The organism is Streptomyces genisteinicus (assembly GCF_014489615.1).
Lineage (GTDB): Bacteria > Actinomycetota > Actinomycetes > Streptomycetales > Streptomycetaceae > Streptomyces > Streptomyces genisteinicus.
In genome coordinates, this window is record NZ_CP060825.1 from 4,950,226 (window position 1) to 4,976,695 (window position 26,470).

Consider the following 26,470-nt stretch of genomic DNA (forward strand, 5'->3'; position numbering starts at 1 on the left):
ACGGAGTCCCGCCATGCGGAAGATACTCGTCGTCGGGGCCGGACAGTCCGGTCTCCAGCTCGCCCTCGGCCTGCAGTCGCAGGGCTACGAGGTCACTCTGATGTCCAACCGCACGGCCGACGAGATCCGGTCCGGCCGGGTCATGTCCACGCAGTGCATGTTCCACACCGCCCTCCAGCACGAGCGGGACCTGGGCATCAACTTCTGGGAGTCGCAGGCCCCGAGGATCGAGGGCCTCGGCGTCTCGGTCGCGGCCCCCGACAGCTCGCGCGCCGTCGACTGGGTCGGGCGGCTGGACGGCTTCGCCCAGTCCGTCGACCAGCGCGTCAAGATGGCCGGGTGGATGGAGACGTTCGCCCAGCGCGGCGGGCAGCTGGTCATCCACGGCGCCGCCGTCTCCGACCTGGACTACTTCTCCCGCACCTACGACCTGGTCCTGGTCTCCGCGGGCAAGGGCGAACTGGTCTCGATGTTCGGCCGCGACGCCTCGCGCTCCCCGTACGCCGAGCCGCAGCGCGCGCTGGCGGTGGCCTACGTCCACGGCCTCGGGCCGCGCCCGGAGCACCCGGACTTCGACGCGGTGCGCTGCAACCTGGTGCCGGGTGTCGGCGAGCTCTTCGTGATGCCCACGCTCACCACCTCCGGCCGCGCCGACATCCTCTTCTGGGAAGGCGTGCCCGGCGGTCCGCTCGACGCCTTCCAGGGCGTCAAGGACCCCGCCGAGCACCTCTCCCTCACGCTGGAGCTGATGGAGCGCTTCACGCCCTGGGAGTACGCGCGGGCCACCAAGGTCGAGCTGACGGACGCCCACGGCACGCTCGCCGGCCGCTACGCACCGACCGTGCGCAACCCGATCGGCCGGCTCCCCGGCGGCGGCCTCGTGCTCGGCGTCGCCGACGTGGTGGTCGCCAACGACCCGATCACCGGCCAGGGTTCCAACTCGGCGTCCAAGTGCGCCGCGTCCTACCTGGCCTCGATCGTCGAGCACGGGGACCGCCCGTTCGACGCGGAGTGGATGCAGTCCGCCTTCGACCGCTACTGGGACACGGCGCAGCACGTCACCAAGTGGACGAACGCGATGCTGGGCGTGCCGCCGGAGCACGTGCTCAACCTGATCGGCGCGGCCGGTCAGCTGCAGCCGGTGGCGGACCGTTTCGCCAACGGGTTCAACGACCCGTCGGACTTCGAGAACTTCTTCTACGACCCCGAGAAGACGGGCGCCTACCTGGCGTCGGTCTCCGGAGCCTGACCCGCTGACCCGTCCGGCGCCCGGCCCGTCACCTCATCGGGCCGGGCGCCGCACGGCGTCGCGGCTGTCGTCCACCCGCCCTCCCGCGCCCCGGGGGCGGTGGGGCGGTGGGGCGGTGGGACGGTCGCATGTGTACTCGGGCTCGTGGGGGTGCGGTCGGTGCCGTGCCGTCGGGTGCGGGTGCGGGCCCGGGCTCGTCGGGGTGGCGGTCAGCCGGCGGGTGGGAGTGGGGGTGCCGAGCCGGAGCCGTCCGGCGGGGCGACCGGCACGCCGTCGCGCCCCACGGCCTCCTCGCCCACGGCCTCCCCGGCCCCGGCCTCCTGGCCCCCGGACGCCCGCGCGTCGAGGGCGGCGGCCTCCGCGGGGGAGAGCGTCGCGAGGAGCGCCTCGGCCGACCGGAGCCGGGCGACGGCGCGCGCCCGGGACGCCTCCTGACGGACCACCAGCACGAGCTCCTCGTCCAGACCGGCCCGCGACGCCGCGGCGAGCGTGCGTGCCCGTGCCTCGGCGGCCGTCAGCCGGGTCGTCGCCGCGATCCGGGCCACGGAGGCGCGCTCCATCAGATAGCCCTGCTCCAGTGCCTCGCCGGGATCGCGCGCGAGAAGCAGCCGCAGGTGCGCGGAGAGCTCCGAGCCGCCCTGGTACTGCACCCGGGCGATCCGTCCCGCCTCCGCCCGGCTCTCCTCCAGCGCCTTCTCCGCGGCGTCCAGCCGGCGCTGGAGCCGCGCGGTCGCGGCACGCCGGCCCCGCAGCGCCTCGGACGCCTCCCGGGCGCCGCGCTCCGCTTCGGCCGCCTGCCGGTACAACTCCCGGACCCGGGACACCACTCCCGCGCCGCCTCCCGGCGGTCCGGGGTCACCGAGCTCCGCACCGCCCCCGGTGAGCGCCTCGACGACACCGTCCCCGAGGTCTCCGAGGACCCGGTCGACGGCGCCGCGCGGCGGCGGCTGCGGTACGGGGACGGCGGCGGATCCCGGTGTCACGGCCAGGGCGGCGGCGACGGCGAGCGCCGTCGTCGTGATCCTGGCGAGCGGCCTTCCTGCCACGCCATCACCTCCGGGTGCGGGAGGGGCGTACGGGGCCCCTGCCGGAGGGTGACCGGCCGGGGCCGCCGTGCCACGGCGGATGGCCGCAACGGCGCAACGAGGTCACCCGTCCCGGCACATTCCGCGCGTCCGCCCGCGCGCCTCCGCCCCCGCCGGGGACCCGATCGCCGCCGGCCCCGGGCCGGGACCGGGACCGGTCAGTCCACCGGGAGGGCGTAGAAGGTCCTGCCGCGCCGGACCACGGTGTGCGAGCCCGCCGGGAACGCCGCGTACCGCGGAGCGGCCTGATCGGGCGCGTCGTCGGCACCCGCTTCCTGGAACTTCCAGAGCCTCCGGCCGTCGCGTGCCGCGAACGCCGTCAGCTGGACGGCGTCGCCGGTGAGGACGGTCCGGCCGCTCGGGCTCAGCGCCGTGACCGGGTTCTCGCGCCACGCGGGGGCCTGGGTGGAGCGCCGCCACAGCTCCCGGCCGGTCGCGGTGTCCACGGCACACACCTGCTGGAAGCGGTTGGCCGCGTACAGGACGGGCCCCGCGACCAGCGGTGTCCCGTACGCGAACACCCCGGGCTCGCCACGGGTGTTCGCCGCCGCCACCCGCCACACCCGCCGGCCGTCCGTGCCGGCGTAGGCGTGCAGTTCGCCGCCCGCCGCCGCGTACAACCGGCCCGACGCGTCACCCGTGACTGCCGCCGCCGGTCCGACGGCCGTCAGCAGGGTGCCGGGCCGGACCTTGCCCGTGGCGCGTTCCAGGGAGTGCAGGAAGGACCCGTTCCGGGCGGCCGTCCGCTGCGCGGGTGTCAGGCTCCCGCCGTCCTGCCGTACGAGGATGTCGTCGCCGCGGACCGCGACCAGCTGGTAGGAGGGGGTGTGGGGCGAGGCCCCCTCGGGCACCCGTGCCCGCCACTGCTGGGCGCGGGCCGCCAGGTCGTAGGCGATGACGTGCGCCTCGCGGAAGGTCACCTTCTGCCTGCGCCCCCGCACCGTCCGCTCGCCCGCCCTCCGCACATGGGCGGTGAACCAGGCCGTGGGACCGTCCGAGCCGAGGACCTGCCCGATCTCCAGCGTTTCCCCGGGCCGGGCCAGGGTGCTCTTCACGAGACGGCGGCCGACCTTCCCGTCGGCCGCCGACACCCAGAGCAGCTCCTCGGCCGTGTCGACAACGCAGTAGGTGCCGACGGGCACGACCCGCGTGGCGGACGCCGCCTCGTCGAGCGTCCACACGCGCCGTCCGGTGCGCAGGTCGACGGCGGACGTGCCCCGGGAGTCGGTGAGCAGCAGGAGCCGGTCCCGCCACACGACCGCGCCCAGCGGGCCGGCGGGCGGTCCGCCGGCCGGCTCCGGGGGCGCGGGGTGCTCGTAGCGCCACTGCGGGGCGGGCGCGAACCCCGCCATCGGGCGGGGCCTCGTGGTGGGTCCGGGTTTCGGCGCGTCCGGCGTCGGCTCCTCGCCGCCCGCGAGGGCGCCGACGGCCGTACCGCCGGCGAGGAGTCCGGCGACCCCGGCCGCCGCCGCGAGCAGCAGCCCGCGCCGGCCGATCCCGTCGTCCCCCGCCCGGCCCGCGGGCCGGGCGGCGGGACCCTGGCCCGTGGGGGCCGGGGGCAGGGGAGCCGCGGCGTACGGGAGCTGCGCGGCACCGCCGGGCGGCAGTGCCGGGGGCGCACCCGCGGGGGCGGGGAGGGCGGCGGGAGCGGACGGCGCCGGGGCCGGGAGCGCGGCGAGGGGGACGGGGGCTCCGGCCGCGGGGCCTTCGGGACGGGGCACCGGGAGGGGGGCCGCGGGGCGGCGCTCCGCGGGAACGAGTTCCTTCACCAGCAGGTGCGCGGTGTCCTTGCCCGAAGGGGGGCGCCCGCCGGTCCCGGCCCGCCGGACGAGCATCGTGGCGCGGTCCTCCCCGCCCGGTCCCGGGGCCGTGACGCCGTGGGGTGCCGCTGCCGTGCCGGCGCCGGTGCCGACGGGGTCCGGGTCGCCTTCTCCCGGGGTGGCTGCCGGGGACGGGCTGCCGGCCGGCCGGGCTGTGTCGTGCAGGGGGGCGTCCGCCGGGGCGGCGGTTGCCGGGCCGTGGGTGGGGCGGGACGGTGCGGCAGGGATCGCGTCCCCGGCCCGCCCGGCGTCTTCGGCCCGTCCGACGGCGTCTCCGGCCCGCCCGGCTTCCGCCGCGTCCGCGGTCGCCGGGGCGTCGGAGGAGTGGTGCGGGGAGGACGGCCTGCGCACGTCCACAGCTCCCGCGTCCGCATTGCCTGCGCCCGCCCTGCCGTGCGTGTCCGCGCCGGGGGAGGCCGTGCCGTGCGGGTGCGCCGTGCCGGTGCCCGCGTCGGGCCCGTCCGCGCCCGTCCCCGCCAGGCGGGTGACCTCCGCCGCCTGGGCGGCGAGGGCGGTGGTCACGGGGGAGGGGAGCCAGGTCTCGCGGGCGAGGGCCGCCGCGCCCTCCAGCGCCAGGTCCGCCGCGACCGTGCCGGCCGCGGGACGGTCCGCGGCCGGCTTCGCCAGGCAGCGGGCCACGACGGCGCGCAGACCGTCGGGAACCGCGGCCAGTTCGGGCTCGCCGTGGGCGATGGCCTCGGCGTCGGCCAGCGGGGTCGTGCCGGTCGCCGCGTACGTCAGCAGCTGGCCCAGGACGAAGACGTCCGACGCCGGGCCGGGCTCCGCCCCGGCGGCCTGCTCCGGGGTGAGGTACCCGAGCTTCACCGTCAGCCGGCCGTCCGCCCCGGGCTCCGCGACCACGGCCGCGCCGAGTGCGCCGAGCGCGGTCAGCCGCGGGCCGTCCGCCGCCAGCAGCACGGTGTCGGGCGACAGCCCCTGGAGCACGGTCCCGGTGGCGTGGACCCGTGACAGGGTCTCGGCGAGCGCGGCGCCCAGGACCCGCACCGCCCGCTCGGGCAGCGGCCCCGCCAGGGCGATCGCCTCGCGCAGGGTGACCGCGGGCAGGTGGGCGCTCGCCGTCCACAGCAGCGGCCCGTCCGTGGACGCCTCGACCGGCTCGACCCAGCCTCCGGCCAGCCGCTGGGTCCTGCGCGTCTCCTGGCCGAAGCGGCGCCGGTACGCGGGCACACCGGCGAGCGCGGGCCGGACCAGTGCCACCACGTACGGCGTGCCGTCGGCGGCGAGCGCCAGGTAGCGGACGGAACCCGCCGACTCCCTGATCCGGGCCAGCACCCGGTACGGCCCGATCCGCTGCGGATCGTCCCGGTCCAACGGCTCCATCGCGAGCATCCCCCTGGTGACGCGGCCTGGCGGCCCGGCGCTGCTCCGAGGCGCGCAGGACGGTCCCGACAGGCGGCCGTGCCCCGTCCCGGCACCGGGACCCGCACGCGTCCTCCCTCGCGGCAGCGCCGCGCCCCTTCGGCTCACTCGCCGTGTGTGACGGTCGAGTTGATCCTATGGCGTGCCGTTCGGCTTGGACCAGGGCCAGCGCAGCTCGCGCCGCTCCACGCCGTCGGGCGCGTACTCGTACTTCCAGCCGCGCAGCAGCCCGAGGCGTCTCGTGTACCCCGCGGGCACTCGGCGGTAGACGTGCACGGTCGGCGGGGTGCCGTCGTCGTGGGGGACGGGGACCTTGTACCACTTGGGCGGGTGACCGGTGGGGCCGGTCAGCACCGGCAGCACGCGCCCGTCGAGGGGTCCGCCGCTGAACGGGGTGTTCTCGCTTCTCACCCGGACAGTGTCACAGCAGACGGCCGCGGACTCCCAGCAGCCGCCCGCCGGGCCTCCGGCGGGCGGGCAGCCCGCGCCGCCCGGCCCGCCCGCGCCGCGTACCGCGCGCCGGGCTCACAGCAGATGCGCCGCGCCGCCCAGGACGCCGCCCAGCCGCTCGGCCAGCTGCGCGACCCGTCCCCCGGGCTCCTCCTGCGGCAGCAGCCAGGCGACGACGCCGGCCGTCTCGGCGTCCGACGCGGCGGTCACCGCGAGCATGCCGAGCAGATGGTCCACGAGCCAGTCGCGCAGTTCTCCGGCGGGCGGCGCCTTGTCCTCGTCGATCCAGATGAGCGAGGCGGCCTCGACGGACGCGATCCAGGTGCGGACCATCAGCCCCAGCCGGTGGCCGGGGCGGTCCACTCCGAGGTGGACGAGGATCTGCTCGGCCGCGGCACGCCGCACCTCGTCGACGATGGCCGTCGTCCGCGAGGTCTCCGCGACGCTGCCGCCGCGCATCAGCGCGCTGAACCCGGCGTCGTGCTCGTCGACGAACCGCAGATAGCGGTCGAGGACGCGGGCGACGCGCTCCGTCGGCGGTCCGGCCGCCGGTTCGGCGAAGCAGCTCTCCAGCTCGTCGGCCGCCGACCGCAGCGCCGACTCGTAGAGCTGCTGCTTCCCGCCGGGGAAGTAGCGGTAGACGAGCGGCCGGGACACTCCGGCCGCCTCCGCCACGTCGTCGAGCGAGACGTCCTCCGGCGGCCGGTGCGCGAAGAGCCCGAGCGCGGACACGAGCAGCTGCGCCCGGCGCTCCTCCACACTGAGCCGTCGGTAGGCGGGGCCGGCGGAAGCGGGACTGGTCATGCACCGCAGACTAACCGCCGTCTTCACCGCGTCTCCCCGTTCTCCGCCCCGTACGCCCGGAACCGCACGGTCCGGGACCGCCCGTGACCAGATCGCACGCGATCGCACGTGACGGGACCGCCCGGAGCCTGCCGCGCCCCGTCCCCGCCGGGTGCCCCGCCTCCGGCCCGTCTCATGCGAGGAGCCCGGAGCTCTTCCACAGCCTGCGGCCGGGACCGCGCAGCACCCCGATGTCGTCGAGGAAGTCGGTCAGCCTGCGGGCGCCGCTCTGCATGACCTCCCGGCGGTGGCCGCTGGCCTTCACCTGGGCCACCGCCTGCTGCCGGTCGAGTCCGACGTTCTCGTACACCCGGGGGTTGACGAAGCAGACGCTGAAGACGCGGGCCGCATGGCCGCAGCTCACCCGGGTGAACTCCTGCTCCCAGCGCGGTGCGGTGACCATCTGGCGGCGCAACTCCTCGCGGGCGTAGCGCACATGACGCGCCTCCTCCACCACGTGGATGCGGGTGACCCCGCGCACCAGGGTCTGCACCCGCTCGTCGGGGAACGTGAGCCGCTGCATCCAGTCGAGGATCTCCTCGCCGAGCAGCGTCGCGGCGAACGAACCGGGCGTGGTGGAGACCGTCTTCAGCACCCGCGCCAGGTTGTGGTAGACCCTGGGCACCGGGTACGCGGGGGCCCCGCCCTTCTGGATCATCCGCGCGAACATCATCGAGTGCCGGCACTCGTCGGCGATCTCGGTGAGCGCGTAGCGGACGTGGTTGCTGGTCACCGACTTGTCGTAGATGTGGCGGACCAGCAGCTGCATCAGGATGATCTCGAACCAGATGCCGAGGGACGCCAGCGACGCCGCCTCGTGCCGCGCCAGGTCCATCCGCTGCTCCTCGGACATGCGGCGCCACATCGGGGTGTCGTAGAGGGACACCAGCTCGGGCGGCCAGAACCATTTGCCGTCCTCGATCGGGGCTTCCCAGTCGAGTTCCCGGTCGGGGTCGAAGGAGTGCTTCGCCGAGGACTCCAGCAGCCGGGCCGCGACCTGCTCACGGTCCCGGAGGGGTCCCAGTGCGTCGCGGAGCAGCTGGATGTCGCCATGGGCTGCGGTCGTCATGAGGGCACCTCGCGTTGGGCTCGGGGCGGTTCGACAGTTATGAGACCTCCTGTCAGCAGAACCGTCAATCCTTCGCGCACGACTTGTTGACTCCGTGTCTACCAGCGTGTGACGCTGCGAACTGCCCCTGCACAGCGTCGAGTACGCGACGGAGCGCACTCGACGGACCACGAGCCGAAGGAGCCGCCCGTGTCGACGCAGGACCGCTACACGACAGTGCCGCAGAGCACCCTCTGGCAGGTGCCGGCCACCGGCTCGGCACGCTTCACCTGGGAGTACGAGGACGGCAGGGAACGCCTCCTCGCCCTCTACCAGAAGGGCAAGGACAAGCAGTGGGACGGCGCCCGGCGGATCGACTGGGAGCTGGAGGTCGACCCGTACGACCCCCTCGGCACCCCCGACGAGGCGCTGACGCTGTACGGCACACGGCACTGGGCGAAGATGTCCGCGAAGGACAAGGCCGACCTGCGCCGGCACTACACCTCCTGGCAGTTCAGCCAGTTCCTCCACGGCGAGCAGGGCGCCATGGTCTGCGCGGCCCGGATCGTCGAGTCGGTGCCCGACCTCGACGCCAAGTTCTACTCCGCCACGCAGACCATGGACGAGGCCCGGCACGCCGAGATCTACAGCCGCTTCCTGCACGAGAAGGTCGGGATGCTCTACCCGATCAACGACAACCTCCAGTCCCTGCTGGGGGACACGCTGCGGGACTCGCGCTGGGACATGCCGTACCTCGGGATGCAGGTGCTCATCGAAGGGCTCGCGCTCGCCGCCTTCGGCATGATCCGCGACACCACCACCAAGCCGCTGCCGAAGCAGATCCTGGCCTACGTGATGCAGGACGAAGCCCGCCACGTGGCCTTCGGTCGGATGGCCCTGCGGGACTACTACAAGCAGCTGACCGATGCCGAACTGCGTGAGCGCGAGGAGTTCGTCATCGAGGGCTGCTACCTGATGCGCGACCGCCTGCGCGGCATCGAGGTGCTGGAGAACTTCGGCATCTCCAGGAAGGAGGCGGAGCAGTACACCGAGGACTCGGAGTTCCTGCACCTCTTCCGCAAGCTGCTGTTCAGCCGGATCGTTCCGTGCGTCAAGGACATCGGCCTCTGGGGCGAGCGGCTCCAGAAGGCGTACCTCGACATGGGCGTCTTCGAGATGGGCGACGCGAGCCTCGACCTGCTGATGACCCAGGACGAGGAGATCGCCGAACAGCTCGACCGGGAACGCTTCGCCACCGAGGAGCGCGAACGGGTCGCCGAGGTGACCAGGGCGATCGACGAGGGAGCCGGGACCGCCGGCGGCGGCGCCGCCTGACGGGACGCCGGCCCGGGGGCGGGCGGGCGCGCGTGCGCGGCGCCCGGCGGGGCGGCGGCCGGCGTCCACGGCGGGAGCCGCCGAGGGCGGTCAGGGGCGCGTGGTGGGCAGATGCCGCTGCGCCGCCACCGCCGCCTCCAGCAGTGCGGCGTCCGCGCCCCGCCGGGCGACCATCTGGAGGCCCGCCGGGCAGCCGTCCGGGGTGAATCCGGCGGGGACGGCGGCGGCCGGATGGCCACTCAGGTTGAACGCCCAGGTCAGGGAGGTGGAGTAGACGCCGGCGCCCGGACCGTCGTGGCCGTGCGGGCGATTGGGGGTCACGGGGGTCAGCAGGACGTCCGCGTCGGCGAAGACGTCGTCCAGCCGGCGGTCGTTCTCCGCGCGCACCGCCGCCCCGTCCGCCGGCCGTCCGGCCCGCACCGCGGTCCAGGCGTCCTTCGGGTCGACGAGGACGGCCTCCCGGCCCGAGAGGCGGATCACCCCGGCCGACTGCAGCCGGGCCACCGCGGCGACGGTCACCGCCAGGACCTCAGGATCGGTCCCGGCGAATCCGAGGTCCGGCGACCAGACGGCCCGCAGCGGGAGGGGAGCGGCGGGTGTCCGTCCGCCGGCCGGTGCCGGTCCGTCGCCGGGTGCCGTTCCGTCGGTCGGTGCCGGTGCCGGTGCCGGTGCCGGTGCCGGTCCGCCCGGGCCGAGCAGGCAGCGCAGAAACGGGCGGGCCTCCGCGGCGGTGCGGGTCAGCAGCCCGGCGGACGCCAGCCCCGTGCGGTCGGGTGTCGGCAGCAGCCCGTTCGTCGTCTTCAGCCCGAACACCCCGCACCAGGCGGCCGGGATGCGCACCGAGCCCGCTCCGTCGCCGCCGGTCGCGACGCGGGCCATGCCCGTCGCGACGGCCACCGCCGCACCGGCGGACGAGCCTCCCGGCGTCCGGTCGGCACGCCACGGGTTGCGGGTCGGTCCGTGGGCTCCGAGCCCCCAGGTCAGCCACGGCGAGCCGGGCCCGGGCACGGAGGTGGCGCCGACGGCGACGGCGCCCGCCGCGGTCAGCCGCCGCGCGGTGTACGCCCGCAGGCCCGCCGGTCCCTTCACCGCCAACGGCACCCCGGCCAGCGGAAGGTCGCCGTCCGGCTCGGCCGCGAGCGCCTCCCGGGCCCACACCTCGGTGAACGCGCTCACCTCGGGATCGAGCCGCTCGATGGTCTCCAGTGCCTCCGCCAACTCCATGCGCCCATCCTCCCCGCGGGGCTTCCGGCGTGCACCGGTCGGGCGGGGCGGGGCTTCCGGTGTGCACCGGTCCGGCGGGGCGGGGTTTCCCGGGGTGGGCCGGGTTCGTGGGTGCGGCCGGGGCGGGCGGGGCTCTGCCCCGCGCCCCGCGCCTCAATCGCCGGCGGGGCTGGGATCTCCGTGCTCGGCCGGGTCCGCGGGTGTGGCCGGGTCCGGCGTGCCCGGGTTTCCCGTGCTCGGCCGGTCCCGCGGGTGTGGCCGGGTCCGGCGTGCCCGGGCTGCCCGCGACCGGTCGGGTCCGCGGGCGTGCCCCGGTCCCCCGCGGTGCGCACGGCGTCAGCCGTGCAGTGCCGCCCGCATCACCGCGCGCGCGATCGGGGCGGCGCTCCCGCCGCCGCTGATCTCGGCGCGGTCCGCCGACGCGTCCTCGACCACCACGGCCACCGCCACCCCCGGCAGCGGCGCGTCGTCGGCCTGCGCCCACGAGATGAACCAGGCGTACGGGGTGCCCTTGTTGCCCACGCCGTGCTGGGCGGTACCGGTCTTGCCGCCGACGGTCGCGCCGCCGATCGCCGCCTTCCGGCCGGTTCCCTCCTCGACGGCCTGCACCATCATCTCGCGCAGCCGCATCGCGGTGGCCGGGTTCATGGCCTGCCGGTACGCCCGGGGGCCGTGGTGCTCGGCCGTCTCGCCGCCGGCCCGGGTCACCTTCTCCACGAGGTACGGATGGCGCAGGGTCCCGCCGGCCGCGACCGCCGAGGCCACCATCGCCATCTGGAGCGGCGTCGCGGTGGTGTTGAACTGCCCGATGGACGACAGCGCCAGCTGGTCCCGGGACATGTCGGTGTCGAAGTTGGACCGCGACACGCCCGCCGGGATGCGCAGCCCCGGGTCGTTGAAGCCGAACCCGGCCGCCGCCTCCACCATCCCCCGCAGCCCCACCCGGGCCCCGAGCCCGGCCATCACCGTGTTGCACGACCACTGGAGCGCGTAGGCGAGGGAGGCGTTCTCGCAGCCCTCCACGGCGTCGGGCAGCACCGTGCTGGTGCCGGGCAGGACGTACGGCCGGGGGGTGCGGGTCGGCGCGTCCACGTCGTCCACCACCCCGGAGTCCAGCGCGGCCGCCGCCGTCACGATCTTGAACGCGGAACCGGGCGGATAGGTCTGCCGGATGGCCCTGTTGAGCATCGGCCGCGCCGGCGCCCCGTTCAGCCGGGCCCAGGCGTCCGCGCTCGCGCCGTCGGTGCCGGCGAAGCGGCCGGGGTCGTACGAGGGGCTGGAGACGAGCGCCAGGATCCGGCCGGAGGACGGTTCGATCGCCGCGACGGCGCCGCGCCGCCCGTCCAGGCCCCGGTACGCGGCCTCCTGCACGGCCGCCCGGACCGTGGTCACCACATGGCCGCCGGGGGGCCGGACGCGGTGGAGGCCGTCGAGGAGCGGCAGCGGGGACAGCAGCGGATCCGTCCCGGCGAGGATGCCGTCCTCGAGGTTCTCCAGCAGGGACGTGCCGTAGGTCTGGGACGCGTAGCCGGTGACCGGCGCGTAGAGCGGACCGTCGCGGTAGGTGCGTTCGTAGCGGAGCCGGCCGCCGGTGTCGCGGGAACCGGTCACCGGACCCGAGTCGACGAGGATGTCGCCGCGCGGCACCCCGTAACGGGCGATGTCGGCACGCCGGTTGCCGGGGTTCCCCTCCAGCCCGGGGGACTCGACGACCTGCACCCGGGCGGCGTTCACCAGCAGGGCCGCCAGCAGCACCGCGCAGACACCGGCGGCGTGCCGCGTGCGGCGGATCACCGCAGGGCCACGGGGCGGGCGGCGGGGGTCTGCGGTGCGGCGGGAGCCGGCCGCGGCGCGCGGGCGGCGTGGCTGAGCCGGATCAGCAGGGCCACGATCACCCAGTTGGTCACCACCGAGGAGCCGCCCTGCGCGAGGAAGGGCATCGCCATGCCGGTCAGCGGGATCAGTCCGGTCACCCCGCCGGCGATGACGAACACCTGGAGCGCGACGATCGACGACAGGCCGACCGCGAGCAGGGTGCCGAACGCGTCGTCGAGCCCGGTCGCCGCCCGGAACCCGCGGCCGACGAGCAGCCCGTAGAGCAGCAGCAGGGCGGTCAGCCCCACGAGCCCGAGTTCCTCGCCCGCGGTGGCCAGGATGAAGTCGGACTTGGCGGCGAAGCCGATGAGGACGGAGTGGCCGAGCCCCAGGCCGGTGCCGAGCACGCCGCCGGTGCCGAAGGCGAACAGCGACTGGGCGAGCTGGCCGGTGCCCTCCCCGGCCGCGATCCCCGCGTACGGGTCCAGCCAGTCCTCGACGCGGCCGTGCACGTGCGGCACCAGCGTGCCGACGGCGTACGCCCCGGCCGCGGCCAGTGCCAGCCCGATCGCGATCCAGCCGACACGGCCCGTCGCCACGTAGAGGAGGACGACGAAGAGACCGAAGAAGAGCAGCGAGGTGCCCAGGTCGCGCTCCAGGACCAGCACCAGCATGCTCAGCAGCCAGACGCCGAGGACGGGACCGGCGGCCCGCCGGGCCGGCAGCCGTACGGCCCCGAGGGTGCGCCGGCCCGCCTCGGCGAGCGCTTCCCGGTGGGCGGCCAGATGGGCGGCGAAGAACACGGCGAGCAGCACCTTCGCGAACTCCCCCGGCTGGAGGGACAGTTCTCCGACCCTGATCCAGATCCGGGCGCCGTTGACCGGCGGGAAGAACACGGGGGCGCAGAGCAGGAGCAGCGCCGCGGTGACGCAGGCGCGCGCATGGCGGCGGAGGGCGCGGTGGTCGCCCAGGGCGATGACGGTGGCCACGCAGAGCGCCACGCCGAGCCCGGACCACACCAGCTGGGTGGGTGCGGCGACGTCCTCGGGGGTCTCCAGGTCGAGGCGGTGGATGAGCACCAGGCCCAGGCCGTTGAGCAGCACGGCGATGGGCAGCAGCAGCGGGTCGGCCCAGGGGGCGCGGAAGCGCACCGCGAGATGGGCGACCAGGGCCAGCGCGCCGAGCCCGGCGCCGTAGCGGGCCGCGTCCGGGGGTACGGCGCCCTGCCGGGCGAGGCCGACGCAGGCGTAGCCGTAGACGGAGACGAGGACGGCGCAGAGCAGGAGCGACAGTTCGACGCCCCGCCGCCGGGCGGGACGCTGCTCGGGCGGTGACGCTTCCGCCGGCGGTGCGGTCATGCCACGCAACGTAGCAAGCCCTCAGTGTTTTTGTCCCTTTATGTCATAGTGCGTCATCGGCCCGGTGTCACGGCCCCGCCCGCGCCGCCGTGCCGCGCCTCGCTCGCCTCCCGTGGCGGCGCCTCGCTCGCCTGCCGGGCCGCGCGCCGGCGCCCGTCACGCCCGCCGACCGGACGGGCCGCCGGGGGCGTCTTCCCGGCGGCTGCGGCGAAGTGACGTTTCCTCAGTGCTGGTACGGGTTCTGCTGCCCCGGCCGGCCGCCCTGCCCCGCGGCCTGGTCGAAGCCCTGGCCGTACGGCTGCCCGCCCTGGGCCTGGCCGCCCGCGGCCTGGAGCTGGAGCTGCTCGGCCTGCGCCGCCTCGATCCGCTGCTCCGCGCCGCAGAACGTGCACTGCGTCGCGTACTTCGTCGAGAACGGGAACAGCGGGATGAAGAACAGGGTGAACTTGGTGACGCGCTTGCGCAGGGTGTGCGCCGACGGGTTGCCGCAGTGGCCACAGACCAGGGTGAGGATGGCCAGCTGGTACAGGTAGCCCTTGGTGCCGAAGATGATCATTTCCGATGTCCTCCGTCGTGATCCGCCACTCGCCGGTGGGCCGGGGCCCGTGCCGCTCACGGCGTCCCCGTGACCGCCCGCCTGCACAGCGCCAGCAGTCTCTCGTCGTCAAAGATGTCATGACCGCCCGCACCGGCGCCCACCGCGTTGTGACGGCGCACCGTCAGCAGCTCGCGGTCCACCAGCCGGTCCGCGCCCTCCGCCTCCCGGGTCGACAGGTCGGCCAGCGCCCCGGCCACCCGCACCCGGGCGTGCGGCAGCTCGGCCCACGCCCGGCGCAGCACGGGCCAGGCGCGGCCCGGGTCGCCGGTCACCCGCCAGAGTGCCGCCGCGGCCTCCACCCGGGTCCACGGATCGGCCGACCAGAGCAGCGCGCCGAGCGGGCCGGCCGCCGCGGCGCCGGCCGCGCCGAGGCCGCCGACGACCGCCGCCGCCGCGTGCCGCCCGTCGGGGTCCGGCCCGCCGAGCAGGGCGCACAGTGCCGGAAGGATCGCGTCCGCGTCCCCCTCGATCGCCCAGAGCGCGCCCGCCGCGCGGGCGCCGGCCTGCGCGGACAGCCCGGCCGGCGGCCGGTCGAGCAGATCGCGCAGCTCGGGCACGGCGGGGCGGGCGGCGGGCCCGAAAGCGGTCAGGGTCCGCAGCGCCTCGTCCACGACCAGCTCGCGGGTGTGGTCGGGGGCGCCGCGCAGCACGCGCAGCACCGCGGGCACCGCGTCGGGCAGCAGGTCCGCGGCCCGCAGCGACGACAGGCCGCGCAGCAGGGGAGCGGCCTGCTCGTGCAGGTGTCCGTCGAGCCGGACCCGGGACAGCAGGTCGCACAGCGCGGGCGCCAGCGGTGCGGCCGAGGTGCCCAGGCTGTCCAGCGAACAGGCCAGGTCGCCCGCCGCGTCGCCCTGCCCGAGGATGCCGGCGAGTACCGGCACCACGCGCGGATCGCCCGCCCTGACCAGGGCCATCACCGGGCGGCCCAGTCTGGCCGAGCCCTCGCCCCAGGAGCGCACCCAGCAGTTCGGGTCGTTCTCCACCCGCTCCAGCAGCGCGTCTGCGGCGGGCTCGGCGAGCTGGAACAGGCCGCCCAGCACGCCGGCGGCCGCGTCCGCGAGCCGGGGCTCGCGGTCGCCCACCTGCTCACCGAGGAGCGCGACCAGATCGCCGTATGCCCCCCGCCAGGTGCGCAGCAGGCTCTCGCTCATCCGCACCGCGTCCAGCCGCCGCTCGCGGTCGGGGCTGCTGAGCTGGTCGGCCAGGAGGGCGATGCGGTCGTCCACCCGGTCGCCGAGGCCGTTGTGGAGGGTGCGCAGCAGTTCCGCGGTCCACGGCGCCGTCCGGCCGGCCACGGCGGCCGCCCGTATCTCCCGGGGCGGGCCGGTGAACGACGGCGGCAGCGGGTCGGCCGCGCCCAGCACCTCGGGCTCCTCGTCCAGCCGGCGCAGCATCCCGGTCACCCAGGGCACCACGTCGCGCGGCAGCGCCGCGGGCGCGCACCGGGCGATCTGGGAGATCGCGCCCAGCCGCAGACCGGTGCAGTAGGAGGGTTCCATGACGCCGGTCAGCCACTCGACCACGTCGGGCGCCAGGTCCTTGTGCCGGAGCGCTATCCGCCCGCCCGCCTCCAGGCAGGCGAGGCGCACCTCGTCGTCCTTCTCGACCTCCAGCCGGTGCCGCAGCAGGCGCAGCACCCGCACCGGGTCGCCGTGGAGGTTGGCCAGCGTCAGCGGCACGACGAGCCGCACCTCCCGGTCGTGGTCGCCGACCAGGTCCAGGAACACGTCGCAGCCCGCCGTCACCGCCGACGCGGCCATGGCGTAGTTGGCGGCGTCCTCGAACCCCTCGTCACCTGGGTCCAGTTCGTCGTCGCCGTCGAGATCGATGCCGCCGATGCTGGTCAGCAGCTCGATGATGGCCCCGCGGTCCTCGACCAGCGGATCGGCCACCAGTTCCATGAGGAACGGTATGCAGGCGAGCGTCGAGTCGTAGACGTCGCCGTGGTGGTGCACCGTCCCGTACATCCCGTCCAGTGCGTTCTCGCGCTCCGCGGGATCCGCGGACGCCAGACCTCGCAGTAACTCCGGCACGTTGTCGGCCGGGCCGTAGGAATGCTCGAGAGATGCCCAGTCGACCTCGTCGATCCCCGCGAACACCATTGCCCCCATCCAGGAACCTCGCGTCGTCCATGTGTCTGGGGAGAGTGTGCCCCACTGTCCTGACAGGGCGACCGGTATCGCGCCGCTCGCAGGGCCGCCGGGCCGTCGTCACGGGCGCGCCCGGCGGCCTCCCGCGCCGACGCGGGGACCGCTGCCGGTCGGGGAACGCGGTTGAAGCGTGCACCGAACCGAGTACGGGTCATGCTTTTCCCGGATCTTCCGGACCCGTGTGTGCGCCGGGGGCGGGCGGCGCACAACGGCCGGATCAGGATGGTCCGCGCGGGGTGGGGCTCACCGGAGGTTTTCGCCCCAGCCGCTCTGGATCATGGTCTGGAAGGCCCACCCGTCCGCGCGCCGGATCAGCACGTCCGCGTAGCGCAGCCGTTCGGTCGTCCCGCCCGCGGTCATGGCCGAATCGGTGAAGACCACGACCATCGCGGGGGAGAGGAAGACGGGGGTGCGCTCGCTGGAGAACGAGAGCGGTTCGCCGCCCTGGCCCATCACCTGCGTCATGGTGGCGACGAACTGCTCCCGGTCCCACTGGGCCGACGCGCCGCGGGCCGAGGCGTCGTCGCTGACCAGGTTGAGCGGGAAGACGGCCATGTCGGCCATGCCCTCGATGTCACGCGCCGCGCTGAGCGCGTCGTAGGTCTCGAACCACCGCTCGATCTCCGCCAGTTCCCCGGCGGTGGGGGTGTGGCCGGTCTCGGGCAGGACGGTCATGCGGACTCCTCGCTGTTCACGTTTCGGCTCCTGACGTCGGCGTGACGACAGTGCCCCCTCGCTCGGCTAGTCAAACTTGATTAATCTCCGCCGATGCCGATGCCGATGCCGATGCCGATGCCGATGCCGATGCCGCGGCCGGTCATGGCTCCGGCTCCGGCTCCTGCTCCTCGGGCAGCCGCAGGCGCAGCACCGTGACGACCGGGTGCCGGGTCGTCCCCCGCTCCACCTCCGCCGTCGTGCCCGCCGCCACCCGCCGGTACGCGACCTCGCCCACGCCGACCGCCACGGCGGTGCCCCCGCCCGGCACCGTCCTGCCCGCGAGCACCTCGCCCGCCTGGGCCCGCAGGGCCGGGGGGAGCGGCGCCGAGACGACCGGCGCGTCGTCGTCCGGCAGTGTCAGCACCAGGGCCGAGGGGTGCGCGGGCGGACCGGTGAAGCCGGTCACCGCGGCGTCCGTGGCGGTCGTGTGCCGCAGTTTGCGCCAGGTCCGGGAGCCGCCGCGGTACGCCTGGTCCACCCGCTTGACCACCAGCCCCTCGACACCGATCGTGTGCAGCGTCGCGAACCACGTCAGCGCCTGCGCCGGGTCCCGCGTCATCGGCACCGGCTGCAGGGGCGGCCCCAGGGGCCCCACCAGCGCCTCCAGTCGCCCCCGGCGCTCCCCGTACGGGAGCGGCCGCAGGTCCTCGCCGTCCTCGGCGAGCAGGTCGAACGCCGCGTACGAGGCGGGCAGCGCCCGGGCGAGCGCGGGCGCCCGGGCGGCGGTGGCGGCCGCGCGGCGCTGCACGGCCGCGAAGTCGGTGCGCCCCTGGCGCCATACGACGACCTCCCCGTCGAGCACGGTCCCGTCCGGCAGGCGCCGGGCCGCGGCGGCGAGGTCCGGGAAGGCGGCGGTCACGATCCGGCCCGAACGCGCCTGGAGCAGGACGCCCTCCCGCCGGACGAAGACGACCATCCGGTGGCCGTCGAACTTGGGTTCGTAGGCGAGGTCCGTCCCGCGCGGGAGGGCGCCCACCGGCTCCGCCGACGCCACCCGCAGCGGGGGTCCGGGCATGCTCATGGAAGACGCCCCGGATTCTCCGGGTCGATCAAAGGCGCGAGCAGGTCGCCGAGGCGTGCCAGGCGCGGGGCGATGTCGGCGGCGGTGAACACCAGATCCCCGCCCGCCGCGATCTCGTCCCAGCTCACAGGCGTCGAGACGGTGGGCTCGGGACGGGCCCGCAGGGTGTAGGGCGTCGCGGTGGTCTTCGCCGCCGCGTTCTGGCTGTGGTCGACGAAGACCTTCCCCGGCCGCAGCGCCCGCGCCATCCGGTGCAGCACCAGCCGGGGCAGCGCCGCCTCGCCGGCCACGGCCAGCGCCCGCGCGTACGCGGAGACCCGTGCCGAGGCCGTCGGCGCCAGGGGGACCAGCAGGTGGAGCCCCTTGGACCCCGAGGTCTTGGCGTACGCGTCGAGGCCGTCCCGGGCCAGCCGGTCGCGCAGCCAGAGCGCGACCTCGCGGCACTCGTCCATGCCGGCCGGTGCGCCGGGGTCGAGGTCGAACACCATGCGGTCGGCGACCCCCGGGTCCCCTGCCCGCCACTGCGGGGTGTGGAACTCGACCACCAGGTTGGCCGCCCACACCAGCGACGCCAGGTCGTCCACGACGACCTGGCGGGCACCGGGGTCGTCCGAGCGCGGCACCGGGGCGGTGCGCACCCAGCCGGGCATCCCCGGTGGCGGGTTCTTGGTGAAGAAGACCTGGCCGCCGGGCCCGTCCGGGTACCGCAGGAAGGAGACCGGCCGGTCGCGCAGGTGGGGGAGGATCGCGGCGGCGGTGACGGCGTAGTAGTGGACGATCTCGCCCTTGGTGGTCCCGGTGGCGGGGTGGATGACCTTGTCCAGGTTGGTGAGCGTCAGCCGTCGCCCCTCCACCTCGGTGATCGGCGTCATACGATGAGAATCCCATGATTTCGGTACCAAAGGCGCGGAAGGGGCACGGCGTGCGCTCGATATGGAACGGTGCGATCTCCTTCGGCCTGGTCAGCATTCCGGTCAAGCTCATCAACGCGACCGAGAACCACTCGCTCTCCTTCCGCCAGATCCACGCGGCCGACGGGGGCCGGATCCGCTACCGCAAGGTGTGCGAGCTGGAGGAGAAGGAGGTCCCGGGCGACGAGATCGGCAAGGCGTACGAGGACGCCGACGGCTCGATGATCCCCATCACGGACGAGGACCTCGCCGCCCTCCCGCTGCCCACCACGAAGACGATCGAGATCGTCGCGTTCGTGCCCGCGTCCGAGATCGACCCCCTCCAGATGGACACCGCGTACTACCTGGCGGCCAACGGCGTGCCCGCGGCCAAGCCGTACACGCTGCTCCGCGAGGCGCTCCGCCGCAGCGGCAGGGTCGCCGTCGCCAAGTTCGCCCTGCGGGGGCGCGAGCGCCTCGGCATGCTCAGGGTCGTCGACGAGGTCGTCACCCTGCACGGGCTGCTCTGGCCCGACGAGATCCGGGCGCCCGACAGCGTCGCGGGGGGCGGCGACGTGACCGTGCGCGACGCCGAACTCGACCTGGCCGACGCCCTCATGGACACGCTCGGCGAGGTCGACCTCGACTCGCTCCACGACGACTACCGCGAGGCGGTCGAGGCGATGATCGCGACCAAGGTCGAGGGCGGCGGGGAGGTCGCCGAGGTGGCGGAGGGCGCCGGCGAGGGCGGCAAGGTGATCGACCTGATGGCGGCGCTGGAGAGCAGCGTGCGGGCGGCCAGGCAGGCGCGCGGGGGCGAGGACGCCGAGGCGGGCGGGGACGCCGAGGTCACCGAGCTCAAGCGGCCCTCGGGGCGCGGGACGTCGGGCAGGAAGTCCGCGGCGGGGACCGGTGGAGCGAAGAAGAGCGCGCCGGGGAAGGCGGGAGCGGGGAAGGCGGGAGCGGCAGGACGTTCCGGCCCGGCGGCGAAGGAGGGCGCCGGGAGCGCGCGGAAGAGCACGGCGAAGCGGGCCGCCGCGGCCACCGCCTCGGGGTCCTCGGCGAAGAAGTCCACCGCCCGCTCCTCCTCGGCGGGGCGGAGCGCGGCGAAGAAGACGGCCGGATCGGGGCAGGCCGCCCGCAAGGCGGCGTCCCGCGGGCGCGGCTCGGCGTGACCCCGGCGCGCTGCCGGCCGCTGGTGTGCCGCGCCCGGCCGTCCGAAGGGCGCGCGCCGGGGTGCGTCCGGGCGCCGGGAGGTTCCGGGCAGGCGGCCCCGCGGGTGCGGCGCTAGGCTGGCCACCGCCCGTAATGCCCTGGATCAAGGGAGATGGTCGGTATGTCGAAGCGAGGCAACAAGCGCCGTGCGCGGAAGAAGAAGGGCGCGAACCACGGCAAGCGCCCCAACTGCTGACGGCTGTTCCCCACAGCTGTTCCCGGTGGCGCCGTGCGAGGTGCGGCACCGCCGAAGGGAGCCGGATCCGGCCTGCGGATCCGGCTCCCTTCGCGTGCGGGGCGGCCCGTGGCGCGCACGGGCCCGCTGCCTCAGGACCCGCCCTGCCAGGAGTGGGCGGTGAGGAACGCGGGGCGCGTGGCCGGACGCCCGCCGCCGGGGCGTTCGGCGGGCCTGTCCGCGGGGCGCCCGGCGGCCGTGTCCGCCGCGCGTGCTCCCGCCCGGGCCATCAGGACCGCCGTCACGGCGGCCAGTTCGTCGGGGTCCGCGTGCCCCTTCGTCACGTGCAGCAGGGGCCGTGCGCTGCCTGTTTCCACGGAGTGCTCCTCGGCGGTGGTCACTGCGGGGGGTTGCCGTGCTTGCGGGACGGCAGGTCGGCGTGCTTGGTGCGGAGCATGGCGAGGGACCTGATGAGGACCTCGCGGGTGTCGGCGGGGTCGATGACGTCGTCGACGAGGCCGCGCTCCGCGGCGTAGTAGGGGTGCATCAGTTCGGCCTTGTACTCCTTGACCATGCGGGTGCGCATGGCCTCGGGGTCGTCGGCGTCGGCGATCTGGCGGCGGAAGATGACGTTCGCCGCGCCTTCGGCGCCCATGACGGCGATCTCGTTGGTGGGCCAGGCGTAGGTGAGGTCGGCACCGATGGACTGGGAGTCCATGACGATGTAGGCGCCGCCGTAGGCCTTGCGCAGGATCAGCGAGATCCGGGGCACGGTGGCGTTGCAGTAGGCGTAGAGCAGCTTGGCGCCGTGGCGGATGATGCCGCCGTGCTCCTGGTCCACGCCCGGCAGGAAGCCCGGCACGTCCACGAGCGTGACGATGGGGATGTTGAAGGCGTCGCACATCTGCACGAAGCGCGCGGCCTTCTCGGACGAGTGGATGTCGAGCACTCCCGCGAAGGACCGCGGCTGGCTGGCGACGATGCCGACGACCTGGCCGTCGAGACGGGCGAGGGTGGTGATGACGCTGGTGGCCCACCGTTCGTGGACCTCCATGTGGTCGCCCTCGTCGACGAGTTCGGCGATCACCTCGCGCATGTCGTACGGGCGGCCGCCGTCGATCGGCACGATGTCCAGCAGTGTGTCGCAGCGCCGGTCCGGACCGTCGGCCGGCTCCGAACGCGGCGGCAGTTCCCGGTTGTTGGAGGGGAGCATGGACAGGAGGTAGCGGACCTCCGCGATGCAGGTCTCCTCGTCGTCGTACGCGAAGTGCGCGACGCCCGACGTCTCGGCGTGCACGTCCGCGCCGCCCAGCCCGTTCTGCGTGATCTCCTCGCCGGTCACCGCCTTCACCACGTCCGGACCGGTGATGAACATCTGCGAGGTCTCACGGACCATGAACACGAAGTCCGTCAGCGCCGGACTGTAGGCCGCACCGCCCGCACACGGGCCCAGCATCACCGAGATCTGCGGGATCACACCCGACGCCCTCGTGTTCCGCTGGAAGATCCCGCCGTACCCGGCCAGAGCGCTCACGCCCTCCTGGATCCGCGCACCCGCACCGTCGTTCAGCGACACCAGCGGAGCACCCGCCGAAATCGCCATGTCCATGATCTTGTGGATCTTCGTCGCATGCGCCTCGCCCAGCGCACCCCCGAAGATCCGGAAATCATGCGCGTACACGAAGACCGTCCGGCCCTCCACCGTCCCCCAGCCGGTCACCACACCGTCCGTGTACGGCCGCTTCGCCTCCAGACCGAACCCCGACGCACGATGCCGCCGCAACTGCTCGACCTCACGGAACGAACCCTCGTCCAGCAGCAGAGCGATCCGCTCACGCGCGGTCAGCTTCCCCTTCGCATGCTGCGCCTCGGTCGCCCGGTCACTCGGGCCACGCTCCGCCTGCTCCCGCAGGGCACGCAACTGCGCGACCCGGCCACGGGTCTCCTGATGCGACGTCACCTCGGAGCGGGCCCCGCTGGGCGGGGCCTCCGGCGCGATCGTCATTGACACACCTCTTCCGGGATCGATCGTCGTTGGACACGCGGCGGCGGCGGCCGGGGTCTCCCGGCCGCCGTCTGCTCACTCCGCTATCGCCGTGCGCGTCTTCCAGACGAACACCGGGATGTCGTCGCCGTCGAGCTTCTCGTATTCGCCCTCGTGCAGGAAATGCTCGTATCCGGCACCGAAACGGTGCTTGATCTTCTCCGTCAGCGAGGCCGTGAACTGCACCCGCTCTTCAGGAGGAAAGAAGGACGGTCCACCGACCAGCAGTACCTTGATCTGCGACAAAATGAACACCTCCGGGACGGGAAATCTCACTGACAGGGACGGCACGTCCTCATGGGCGTGCCGGTGTGCCGGGCCGGGTGCGCATGCCGTGGCTCTCGCCACGGCCGACACGCACCTGACCTGCGCTTTCCGTGGTCACCGCGAGCTGCGGCGGCCACGGGCCGCGAGGTGCGACGCCGGCGGGGAAGCCGGACACGGGTACGGACGCCGGAATCCGTGCACACGACGGACCGGGGTCCGGCGGGGGGAATACCTCGATTGTTTCGCCTTGGGGGCTGACGTGACGAGGCTTACATCTGGAATCCCGCGGAACAACCCCTAATCGCCCCAGTGGACCCCCGCCCGAATACCGGGCCCGTGCACCTGACGGACGGTCGCGGCGGGTCCGTCCGACGGCTGTCGCGGCGGGTGCCGCCGAGCGCGCCGGCGGGTGCCGCCACGTGTCCCCCGTGTGCCCCGAGAAGCGGAAAGGCCGGTGGGCGGACCGGGCGAGCGACGGGTCCGGACGGCTCCCGGCGGGCCGGTCCGGGCCGCCCGCGCGGCGGGCCGCCTCCCGCCCGCGGCGGGCGGGAAGCACCCCTGCGGCAACCCCTGTTGGCCGGTTGCTGCCCTGTACGGCCGGCCCGGGAGGGGTGTATGGGGCGCGGTGCTGCGGCCCCCGGCCCGCCGGGCCCGTGGGGCCGGAGGAGCGGCGCACTCCGCCGGCCGGCAGCGGGCCGTGGCCGTCGGCCAATTAATTCAATGGTCAACCGACAGGGTGCGGGTTTTCTCGCGCATGGGATTTTCTTTACCTTTGCTTTACTCTTTGCCGGTTATGTTTGAGGGTGCATGACGCCACTCGCGGACGAGGGGGTCCGGGGGCTTTCGGGGGACGGGTCCGCGCGGGGAATTCGCATCATGACCGGATGTACGGGGAAATCATCACGTGCCCCGCCCGCCCTTTCACCCCGCGGTGTCGTGCGCATATCGGCGTTGCGCAACGGGGGTTGAACAGTCGATGGTCCTAGCGGAACGAAGCGGTGAAACATGCCGTCTGCGCGGGGTGCTCGCACAGCCCGGCGGCGGCAGAGGGCGGATCGTCGTCGTCAGCGGCCCCGCCGGCAGCGGCAGGACGGCACTCCTCGCGGAGGCGCTCGACGGACTCGCCCCGCCCTTGGCCCTGTTGAGCGCCCAGTGCTCCCGGGCGGAGCAGAATCTCCCGCTGGGAGTGGTCCGGCAGCTCTTCGCCGCGGCGCCCCTCGGTCCCGGACCGGCCCGCCGGGTCGCCGAACTGCTGCGCAGGGGCGCGGACGGCGCGGACCCGCGGACCGGCGAGGAGACGGCGCACATGAGTCCCGAGGACGCGGCCGTCGCCGAGGAACTGTGGGCCGTCGTCGCGGGCATCGCCGCCCGCACGCCCGTCGGCATCGTCGTCGACGACATCGGCCATGCCGACGCCCGCTCCCTGGCGTACCTCCTCTACTTCGTACGGCGCTCCCGCACGGTGCGCACCGCGATGGTCTTCGTCGAACCGGACGAGACGCTTCCCGTCTGCCCGCTGTTCCAGGACGAGCTGCACCAGCGGACGGACGTGGAATACATCCGCCTTTCCCTCCTCTCGCACCCGGGGATATCGGAAATCCTCGGCGCGCGCCTCGGAGGGCTGAATACGCCGGGTCTGACCGAGGAATGCGCAGAGGTAACCGGCGGTAATCCCCTTCTCGTCCACGCATTCGCCACCGACGTGGAATCGGGCCCGCCCGCCGCGGCGGACGGCCGGGGCGCGGCCGTGGGCGACGCCTTCCGGCAGGCCGTCACTCTCTGTCTGCGACGTTCGGGGGCCGAGGCGCTGGAGGCCGCGCGGGTGCTCGCCCTGCTCGGCGACCGATCGAGCGCGGCACTCCTCGGGCGCGCCCTGGACGTCCCGCCCCGCACCGCCGACCGCCTGCTCGCCCTGCTGCGCGGCACCGGCCTCGCCGCGGACGGCGGCCTCCGCCACCCCGCGGTGCGGGCGGCCGTGCTCGCGCGGACACCGGACGCCGTGCGCACCGGCCTCGAAGCCCGCGTCGCCCGCGTGCTCTACGACTCCGGGGCGCCGTCCCCGGTCGTCGCGTCGTACCTCACCGCCGCCCCCGGCCCGCTGGACGTCGCCGACGAACGGTGGACCTGGGCCGTGCCCGTCCTGCGGGACGCCGCCGAACTGGCCGCGGCCGAGAACCGCGTCCCCCAGGCGGCCGCCCACCTGGAACTGGCGCACCGGTCGGCGTCCGGCGGCTGCGACCGCGCGGCGATACTCGTCGACCTGGCCCGGCTCCAGCGCCGCAGCAGCCCCCGCGCCGCACTCCGGCGCCTCGACCCGGTCGTCCGCCACCTCGCCACCTCGCGCTTCGACGCCGCACACGCCGCCGTCATGGTGCGCTGCCTGCTCCAGGACGGCCGGCACGCCGAGGCCCGCGAACTCCTGCGCCGGCTCGACGGGACCGGCAGCGGGCGGCGCGACCCCGCCGCGGCGCCGAAGCGACTGCTCGGCCTCTGGCTCGCGGTCTCCTACCCCGGTGTCGCCCGGGAGTTCTCCGCCGACGCCGCACCCTGGCAGAGCACCCGCGGCCCCGAGTCCGACGGGGACGCCCTGCGCTGGCGGGCCACCCGGCTGCTCGCCTCCGTGCTGGGCGGCGGCGGCGACGAGCGCGGCATCCACGAGGCCGAACAGGCCCTGCGGATCTACCACGTCACCGAACACACCCTGGAACCACTGACCCTGGCGCTCTCCGCGCTGGTCTACGCGGACCGGGCCGCGACCGCGTCCGCGTGGTGCTCGACCCTGCTCGCCGAGTCCGGCCTGGTCCACGCCCCCGCCTGGCGGGCCCAGCTGGACTCCCTGGCGGCCCAGGCCGCCCTGCGGCAGGGCATGCTGCCCGACGCGGAGCGCCACGCGGCGGCGGCGCTGTCGGGGATGACGGCGGGGGACTGGGGGGCGGAGATCGGGACCCCGCTCGCCACCGCCGTCCTCACCCACCTCGCCGCGGGCCGCCCCGACGACGCGGGCACCCTCCTGCAGCGTCCCGTGCCCGCCGAGATGCACGACGGCCGAGGCGGACTCCACTACCGCCACGCCCGCGGCCGCTACTGCCTCCACACGTCCCGGCCCCACGCCGCGCTGCGCGACTTCCTCGACTGCGGTGTGCTGATGCAGCGCTGGCGGATGGACGCGCCCGGTCTCGTCCCGTGGCGCAGCGGCGCCGCGCAGGCGCTGGCGCGGATCGGGGAGACGGTGCGCGCCCGGCGCCTGGTCGCCGAGGAACTGGACATGCTCCGCGCGGGCCCGCCCGGCCGCTCCTACGGGATCGCCCTGCGGACCCTGGCCGCGGTGTCCCGCCCCGAGCGGCGGCCGGACATCCTCCGGGAGGCCGCCGACGTCCTCAAGGCATGCGGCGACCGCTACGAACTGGCCGCCGCGCTCGTCGACGCCACCGACGCGCACGAGACCCTGGGCGAGAGCAAACGGGCGAGGTACGCGGCGCGCAGGGCCCGCGGCGCGGCCGAGTCCTGCGGCGCCCACGGCCTGCTGGACCGGCTGCGCCCGCCCACCGGCGCGCAGGCGGGCAGCGAGCCCGTCCTGCCCGGCGGCGCGGAACTCAGCGGCGCCGAGAGCAAGGTGGCGGGGCTCGCCGCGATGGGGTACTCCAACCGGGACATCGGGCGGAAGCTGCACATCACCGTCAGCACGGTCGAGCAGCACCTCACCCGGGTCTACCGCAAACTCAACGTCACCCGCCGCCAGGACCTCCCCGCCCCGGACACCCGCCTCCCGGCCGCCCTGCTCTGACG

21 protein-coding genes are annotated in these 26,470 nt (G+C 74.9%); 5 read left to right on the forward strand and 16 right to left on the reverse strand.

Features of this window, described 5'->3' with window-relative positions; genetic code table 11:
* Positions 1 to 13: 13 nt before the first annotated feature.
* Positions 14 to 1,249 carry a styrene monooxygenase/indole monooxygenase family protein gene (locus tag IAG43_RS21690; protein ID WP_187742364.1) on the forward strand — a complete coding sequence of 412 codons (1,236 nt, stop codon included), beginning with the start codon at positions 14 to 16 and terminating at the stop codon, positions 1,247 to 1,249.
* Positions 1,250 to 1,458: 209 nt separating this feature from the next.
* Here IAG43_RS21690 and IAG43_RS21695 read toward each other — a convergent pair whose 3' ends face one another.
* The 5 genes from IAG43_RS21695 to IAG43_RS21715 all read right to left on the reverse strand — a co-directional run bounded on the left by IAG43_RS21695 (position 1,459) and on the right by IAG43_RS21715 (position 7,896).
* Positions 1,459 to 2,295: a coiled-coil domain-containing protein gene (locus tag IAG43_RS21695; RefSeq protein ID WP_187742365.1), complete on the reverse strand. Its 837-nt coding sequence runs from the start codon at positions 2,293 to 2,295 to the stop codon at positions 1,459 to 1,461.
* Between the two features lie 197 nt (positions 2,296 to 2,492).
* Positions 2,493 to 5,495 carry an outer membrane protein assembly factor BamB family protein gene (locus tag IAG43_RS21700; RefSeq protein WP_187742366.1) on the reverse strand — a complete coding sequence of 1,001 codons (3,003 nt, stop codon included), beginning with the start codon at positions 5,493 to 5,495 and terminating at the stop codon, positions 2,493 to 2,495.
* Between the two features lie 174 nt (positions 5,496 to 5,669).
* Complete coding sequence (locus tag IAG43_RS21705) at positions 5,670 to 5,945, reverse strand: hypothetical protein (RefSeq protein WP_187742367.1); 276 nt, start codon at positions 5,943 to 5,945, stop codon at positions 5,670 to 5,672.
* 114 nt (positions 5,946 to 6,059) lie between these two features.
* Positions 6,060 to 6,788, reverse strand: a complete 729-nt coding sequence (locus IAG43_RS21710; RefSeq protein WP_187742368.1) for a TetR/AcrR family transcriptional regulator — start codon at positions 6,786 to 6,788, stop codon at positions 6,060 to 6,062.
* A gap of 172 nt (positions 6,789 to 6,960) precedes the next feature.
* Positions 6,961 to 7,896 carry an AurF N-oxygenase family protein gene (locus tag IAG43_RS21715; RefSeq protein WP_187742369.1) on the reverse strand — a complete coding sequence of 312 codons (936 nt, stop codon included), beginning with the start codon at positions 7,894 to 7,896 and terminating at the stop codon, positions 6,961 to 6,963.
* Positions 7,897 to 8,085: 189 nt separating this feature from the next.
* On the opposite strand from IAG43_RS21715, the gene IAG43_RS21720 reads away from it, so the two are divergent.
* Entirely contained in the window at positions 8,086 to 9,210 is a 1,125-nt protein-coding gene (locus tag IAG43_RS21720) for a ferritin-like domain-containing protein (RefSeq protein ID WP_187742370.1), read from the forward strand.
* A 90-nt stretch (positions 9,211 to 9,300) separates the two neighbouring features.
* Here IAG43_RS21720 and IAG43_RS21725 read toward each other — a convergent pair whose 3' ends face one another.
* From IAG43_RS21725 to ligD, 8 genes are all read right to left on the reverse strand, one after another.
* A complete protein-coding gene (locus IAG43_RS21725; protein WP_187742371.1) occupies positions 9,301 to 10,434 on the reverse strand; it encodes an amidase family protein in 1,134 nt (377 codons plus the stop codon).
* A 336-nt stretch (positions 10,435 to 10,770) separates the two neighbouring features.
* The gene (locus IAG43_RS21730) at positions 10,771 to 12,228 is read right to left on the reverse strand and encodes a penicillin-binding transpeptidase domain-containing protein (RefSeq protein WP_187742372.1); all 1,458 of its coding nucleotides are present in this window, start codon (positions 12,226 to 12,228) and stop codon (positions 10,771 to 10,773) included.
* On the reverse strand, positions 12,225 to 13,607 hold the full coding sequence (locus IAG43_RS21735; RefSeq protein ID WP_187742373.1) for an FtsW/RodA/SpoVE family cell cycle protein: 1,383 nt from the start codon (positions 13,605 to 13,607) through the stop codon (positions 12,225 to 12,227). The genes IAG43_RS21730 and IAG43_RS21735 overlap by 4 nt, the downstream gene beginning before the upstream one ends.
* Before the next feature lie 223 nt (positions 13,608 to 13,830).
* On the reverse strand, positions 13,831 to 14,163 hold the full coding sequence (locus IAG43_RS21740) for a zinc-ribbon domain-containing protein (protein ID WP_187742374.1): 333 nt from the start codon (positions 14,161 to 14,163) through the stop codon (positions 13,831 to 13,833).
* Between the two features lie 56 nt (positions 14,164 to 14,219).
* The gene (locus tag IAG43_RS21745; protein WP_246574493.1) at positions 14,220 to 16,316 is read right to left on the reverse strand and encodes a PBS lyase; all 2,097 of its coding nucleotides are present in this window, start codon (positions 16,314 to 16,316) and stop codon (positions 14,220 to 14,222) included.
* Positions 16,317 to 16,598: 282 nt separating this feature from the next.
* Positions 16,599 to 17,030, reverse strand: a complete 432-nt coding sequence (locus IAG43_RS21750; RefSeq protein ID WP_187742375.1) for a Cif family virulence factor — start codon at positions 17,028 to 17,030, stop codon at positions 16,599 to 16,601.
* Between the two features lie 142 nt (positions 17,031 to 17,172).
* Positions 17,173 to 18,093 (reverse strand): ATP-dependent DNA ligase, encoded by a 921-nt coding sequence (locus IAG43_RS21755; RefSeq protein WP_187742376.1) that lies wholly within the window; start codon positions 18,091 to 18,093, stop codon positions 17,173 to 17,175.
* Positions 18,090 to 18,965, reverse strand: a complete 876-nt coding sequence (gene ligD, locus IAG43_RS21760) for a non-homologous end-joining DNA ligase (RefSeq protein ID WP_187742377.1) — start codon at positions 18,963 to 18,965, stop codon at positions 18,090 to 18,092. The genes IAG43_RS21755 and ligD overlap by 4 nt, the downstream gene beginning before the upstream one ends.
* Positions 18,966 to 19,015: 50 nt before the next feature.
* Between ligD and ku the strand changes: the two genes are divergently transcribed.
* Together ku and IAG43_RS35220 are read left to right on the forward strand one after the other, a co-directional pair.
* On the forward strand, positions 19,016 to 20,158 hold the full coding sequence (ku, locus tag IAG43_RS21765) for a non-homologous end joining protein Ku (RefSeq protein ID WP_187744579.1): 1,143 nt from the start codon (positions 19,016 to 19,018) through the stop codon (positions 20,156 to 20,158).
* A 161-nt stretch (positions 20,159 to 20,319) separates the two neighbouring features.
* Positions 20,320 to 20,394, forward strand: coding sequence for a 50S ribosomal protein bL37 (locus tag IAG43_RS35220; RefSeq protein WP_372449862.1), 75 nt, complete (start codon positions 20,320 to 20,322; stop codon positions 20,392 to 20,394).
* 131 nt (positions 20,395 to 20,525) lie between these two features.
* Here IAG43_RS35220 and IAG43_RS21770 read toward each other — a convergent pair whose 3' ends face one another.
* From IAG43_RS21770 to IAG43_RS21780, 3 genes are all read right to left on the reverse strand, one after another.
* A complete protein-coding gene (locus tag IAG43_RS21770) occupies positions 20,526 to 20,750 on the reverse strand; it encodes an acyl-CoA carboxylase subunit epsilon (RefSeq protein ID WP_187742378.1) in 225 nt (74 codons plus the stop codon).
* Positions 20,751 to 20,770: 20 nt separating this feature from the next.
* Entirely contained in the window at positions 20,771 to 22,378 is a 1,608-nt protein-coding gene (locus tag IAG43_RS21775; RefSeq protein WP_246574495.1) for an acyl-CoA carboxylase subunit beta, read from the reverse strand.
* Positions 22,379 to 22,453: 75 nt separating this feature from the next.
* A complete protein-coding gene (locus tag IAG43_RS21780) occupies positions 22,454 to 22,663 on the reverse strand; it encodes a DUF5988 family protein (RefSeq protein ID WP_187742379.1) in 210 nt (69 codons plus the stop codon).
* Positions 22,664 to 23,660: 997 nt separating this feature from the next.
* On the opposite strand from IAG43_RS21780, the gene IAG43_RS21785 reads away from it, so the two are divergent.
* The gene (locus IAG43_RS21785) at positions 23,661 to 26,468 is read left to right on the forward strand and encodes a helix-turn-helix transcriptional regulator (protein WP_281403972.1); all 2,808 of its coding nucleotides are present in this window, start codon (positions 23,661 to 23,663) and stop codon (positions 26,466 to 26,468) included.
* The last annotated feature ends 2 nt before the right edge of the window (positions 26,469 to 26,470 follow it).

What these genes read in the sequence shown, in the direction of transcription:
- IAG43_RS21690 (WP_187742364.1), top strand. Translation starts at nt 14, where the DNA reads ATGCGGAAGATACTCGTCGTCGGGGCCGGACAGTCCGGTCTCCAGCTC.
- IAG43_RS21700 (WP_187742366.1), bottom strand. Translation starts at nt 5,495, where the DNA reads ATGGAGCCGTTGGACCGGGACGATCCGCAGCGGATCGGGCCGTACCGG.
- IAG43_RS21710 (WP_187742368.1), bottom strand. Translation starts at nt 6,788, where the DNA reads ATGACCAGTCCCGCTTCCGCCGGCCCCGCCTACCGACGGCTCAGTGTG.
- IAG43_RS21715 (WP_187742369.1), bottom strand. Translation starts at nt 7,896, where the DNA reads ATGACGACCGCAGCCCATGGCGACATCCAGCTGCTCCGCGACGCACTG.
- IAG43_RS21725 (WP_187742371.1), bottom strand. Translation starts at nt 10,434, where the DNA reads ATGGAGTTGGCGGAGGCACTGGAGACCATCGAGCGGCTCGATCCCGAG.
- IAG43_RS21735 (WP_187742373.1), bottom strand. Translation starts at nt 13,607, where the DNA reads ATGACCGCACCGCCGGCGGAAGCGTCACCGCCCGAGCAGCGTCCCGCC.
- IAG43_RS21740 (WP_187742374.1), bottom strand. Translation starts at nt 14,163, where the DNA reads ATGATCATCTTCGGCACCAAGGGCTACCTGTACCAGCTGGCCATCCTC.
- IAG43_RS21745 (WP_246574493.1), bottom strand. Translation starts at nt 16,316, where the DNA reads ATGGGGGCAATGGTGTTCGCGGGGATCGACGAGGTCGACTGGGCATCT.
- IAG43_RS21750 (WP_187742375.1), bottom strand. Translation starts at nt 17,030, where the DNA reads ATGACCGTCCTGCCCGAGACCGGCCACACCCCCACCGCCGGGGAACTG.
- IAG43_RS21755 (WP_187742376.1), bottom strand. Translation starts at nt 18,093, where the DNA reads ATGAGCATGCCCGGACCCCCGCTGCGGGTGGCGTCGGCGGAGCCGGTG.
- ligD (WP_187742377.1), bottom strand. Translation starts at nt 18,965, where the DNA reads ATGACGCCGATCACCGAGGTGGAGGGGCGACGGCTGACGCTCACCAAC.
- IAG43_RS21775 (WP_246574495.1), bottom strand. Translation starts at nt 22,378, where the DNA reads ATGACGATCGCGCCGGAGGCCCCGCCCAGCGGGGCCCGCTCCGAGGTG.
- IAG43_RS21785 (WP_281403972.1), top strand. Translation starts at nt 23,661, where the DNA reads ATGGTCCTAGCGGAACGAAGCGGTGAAACATGCCGTCTGCGCGGGGTG.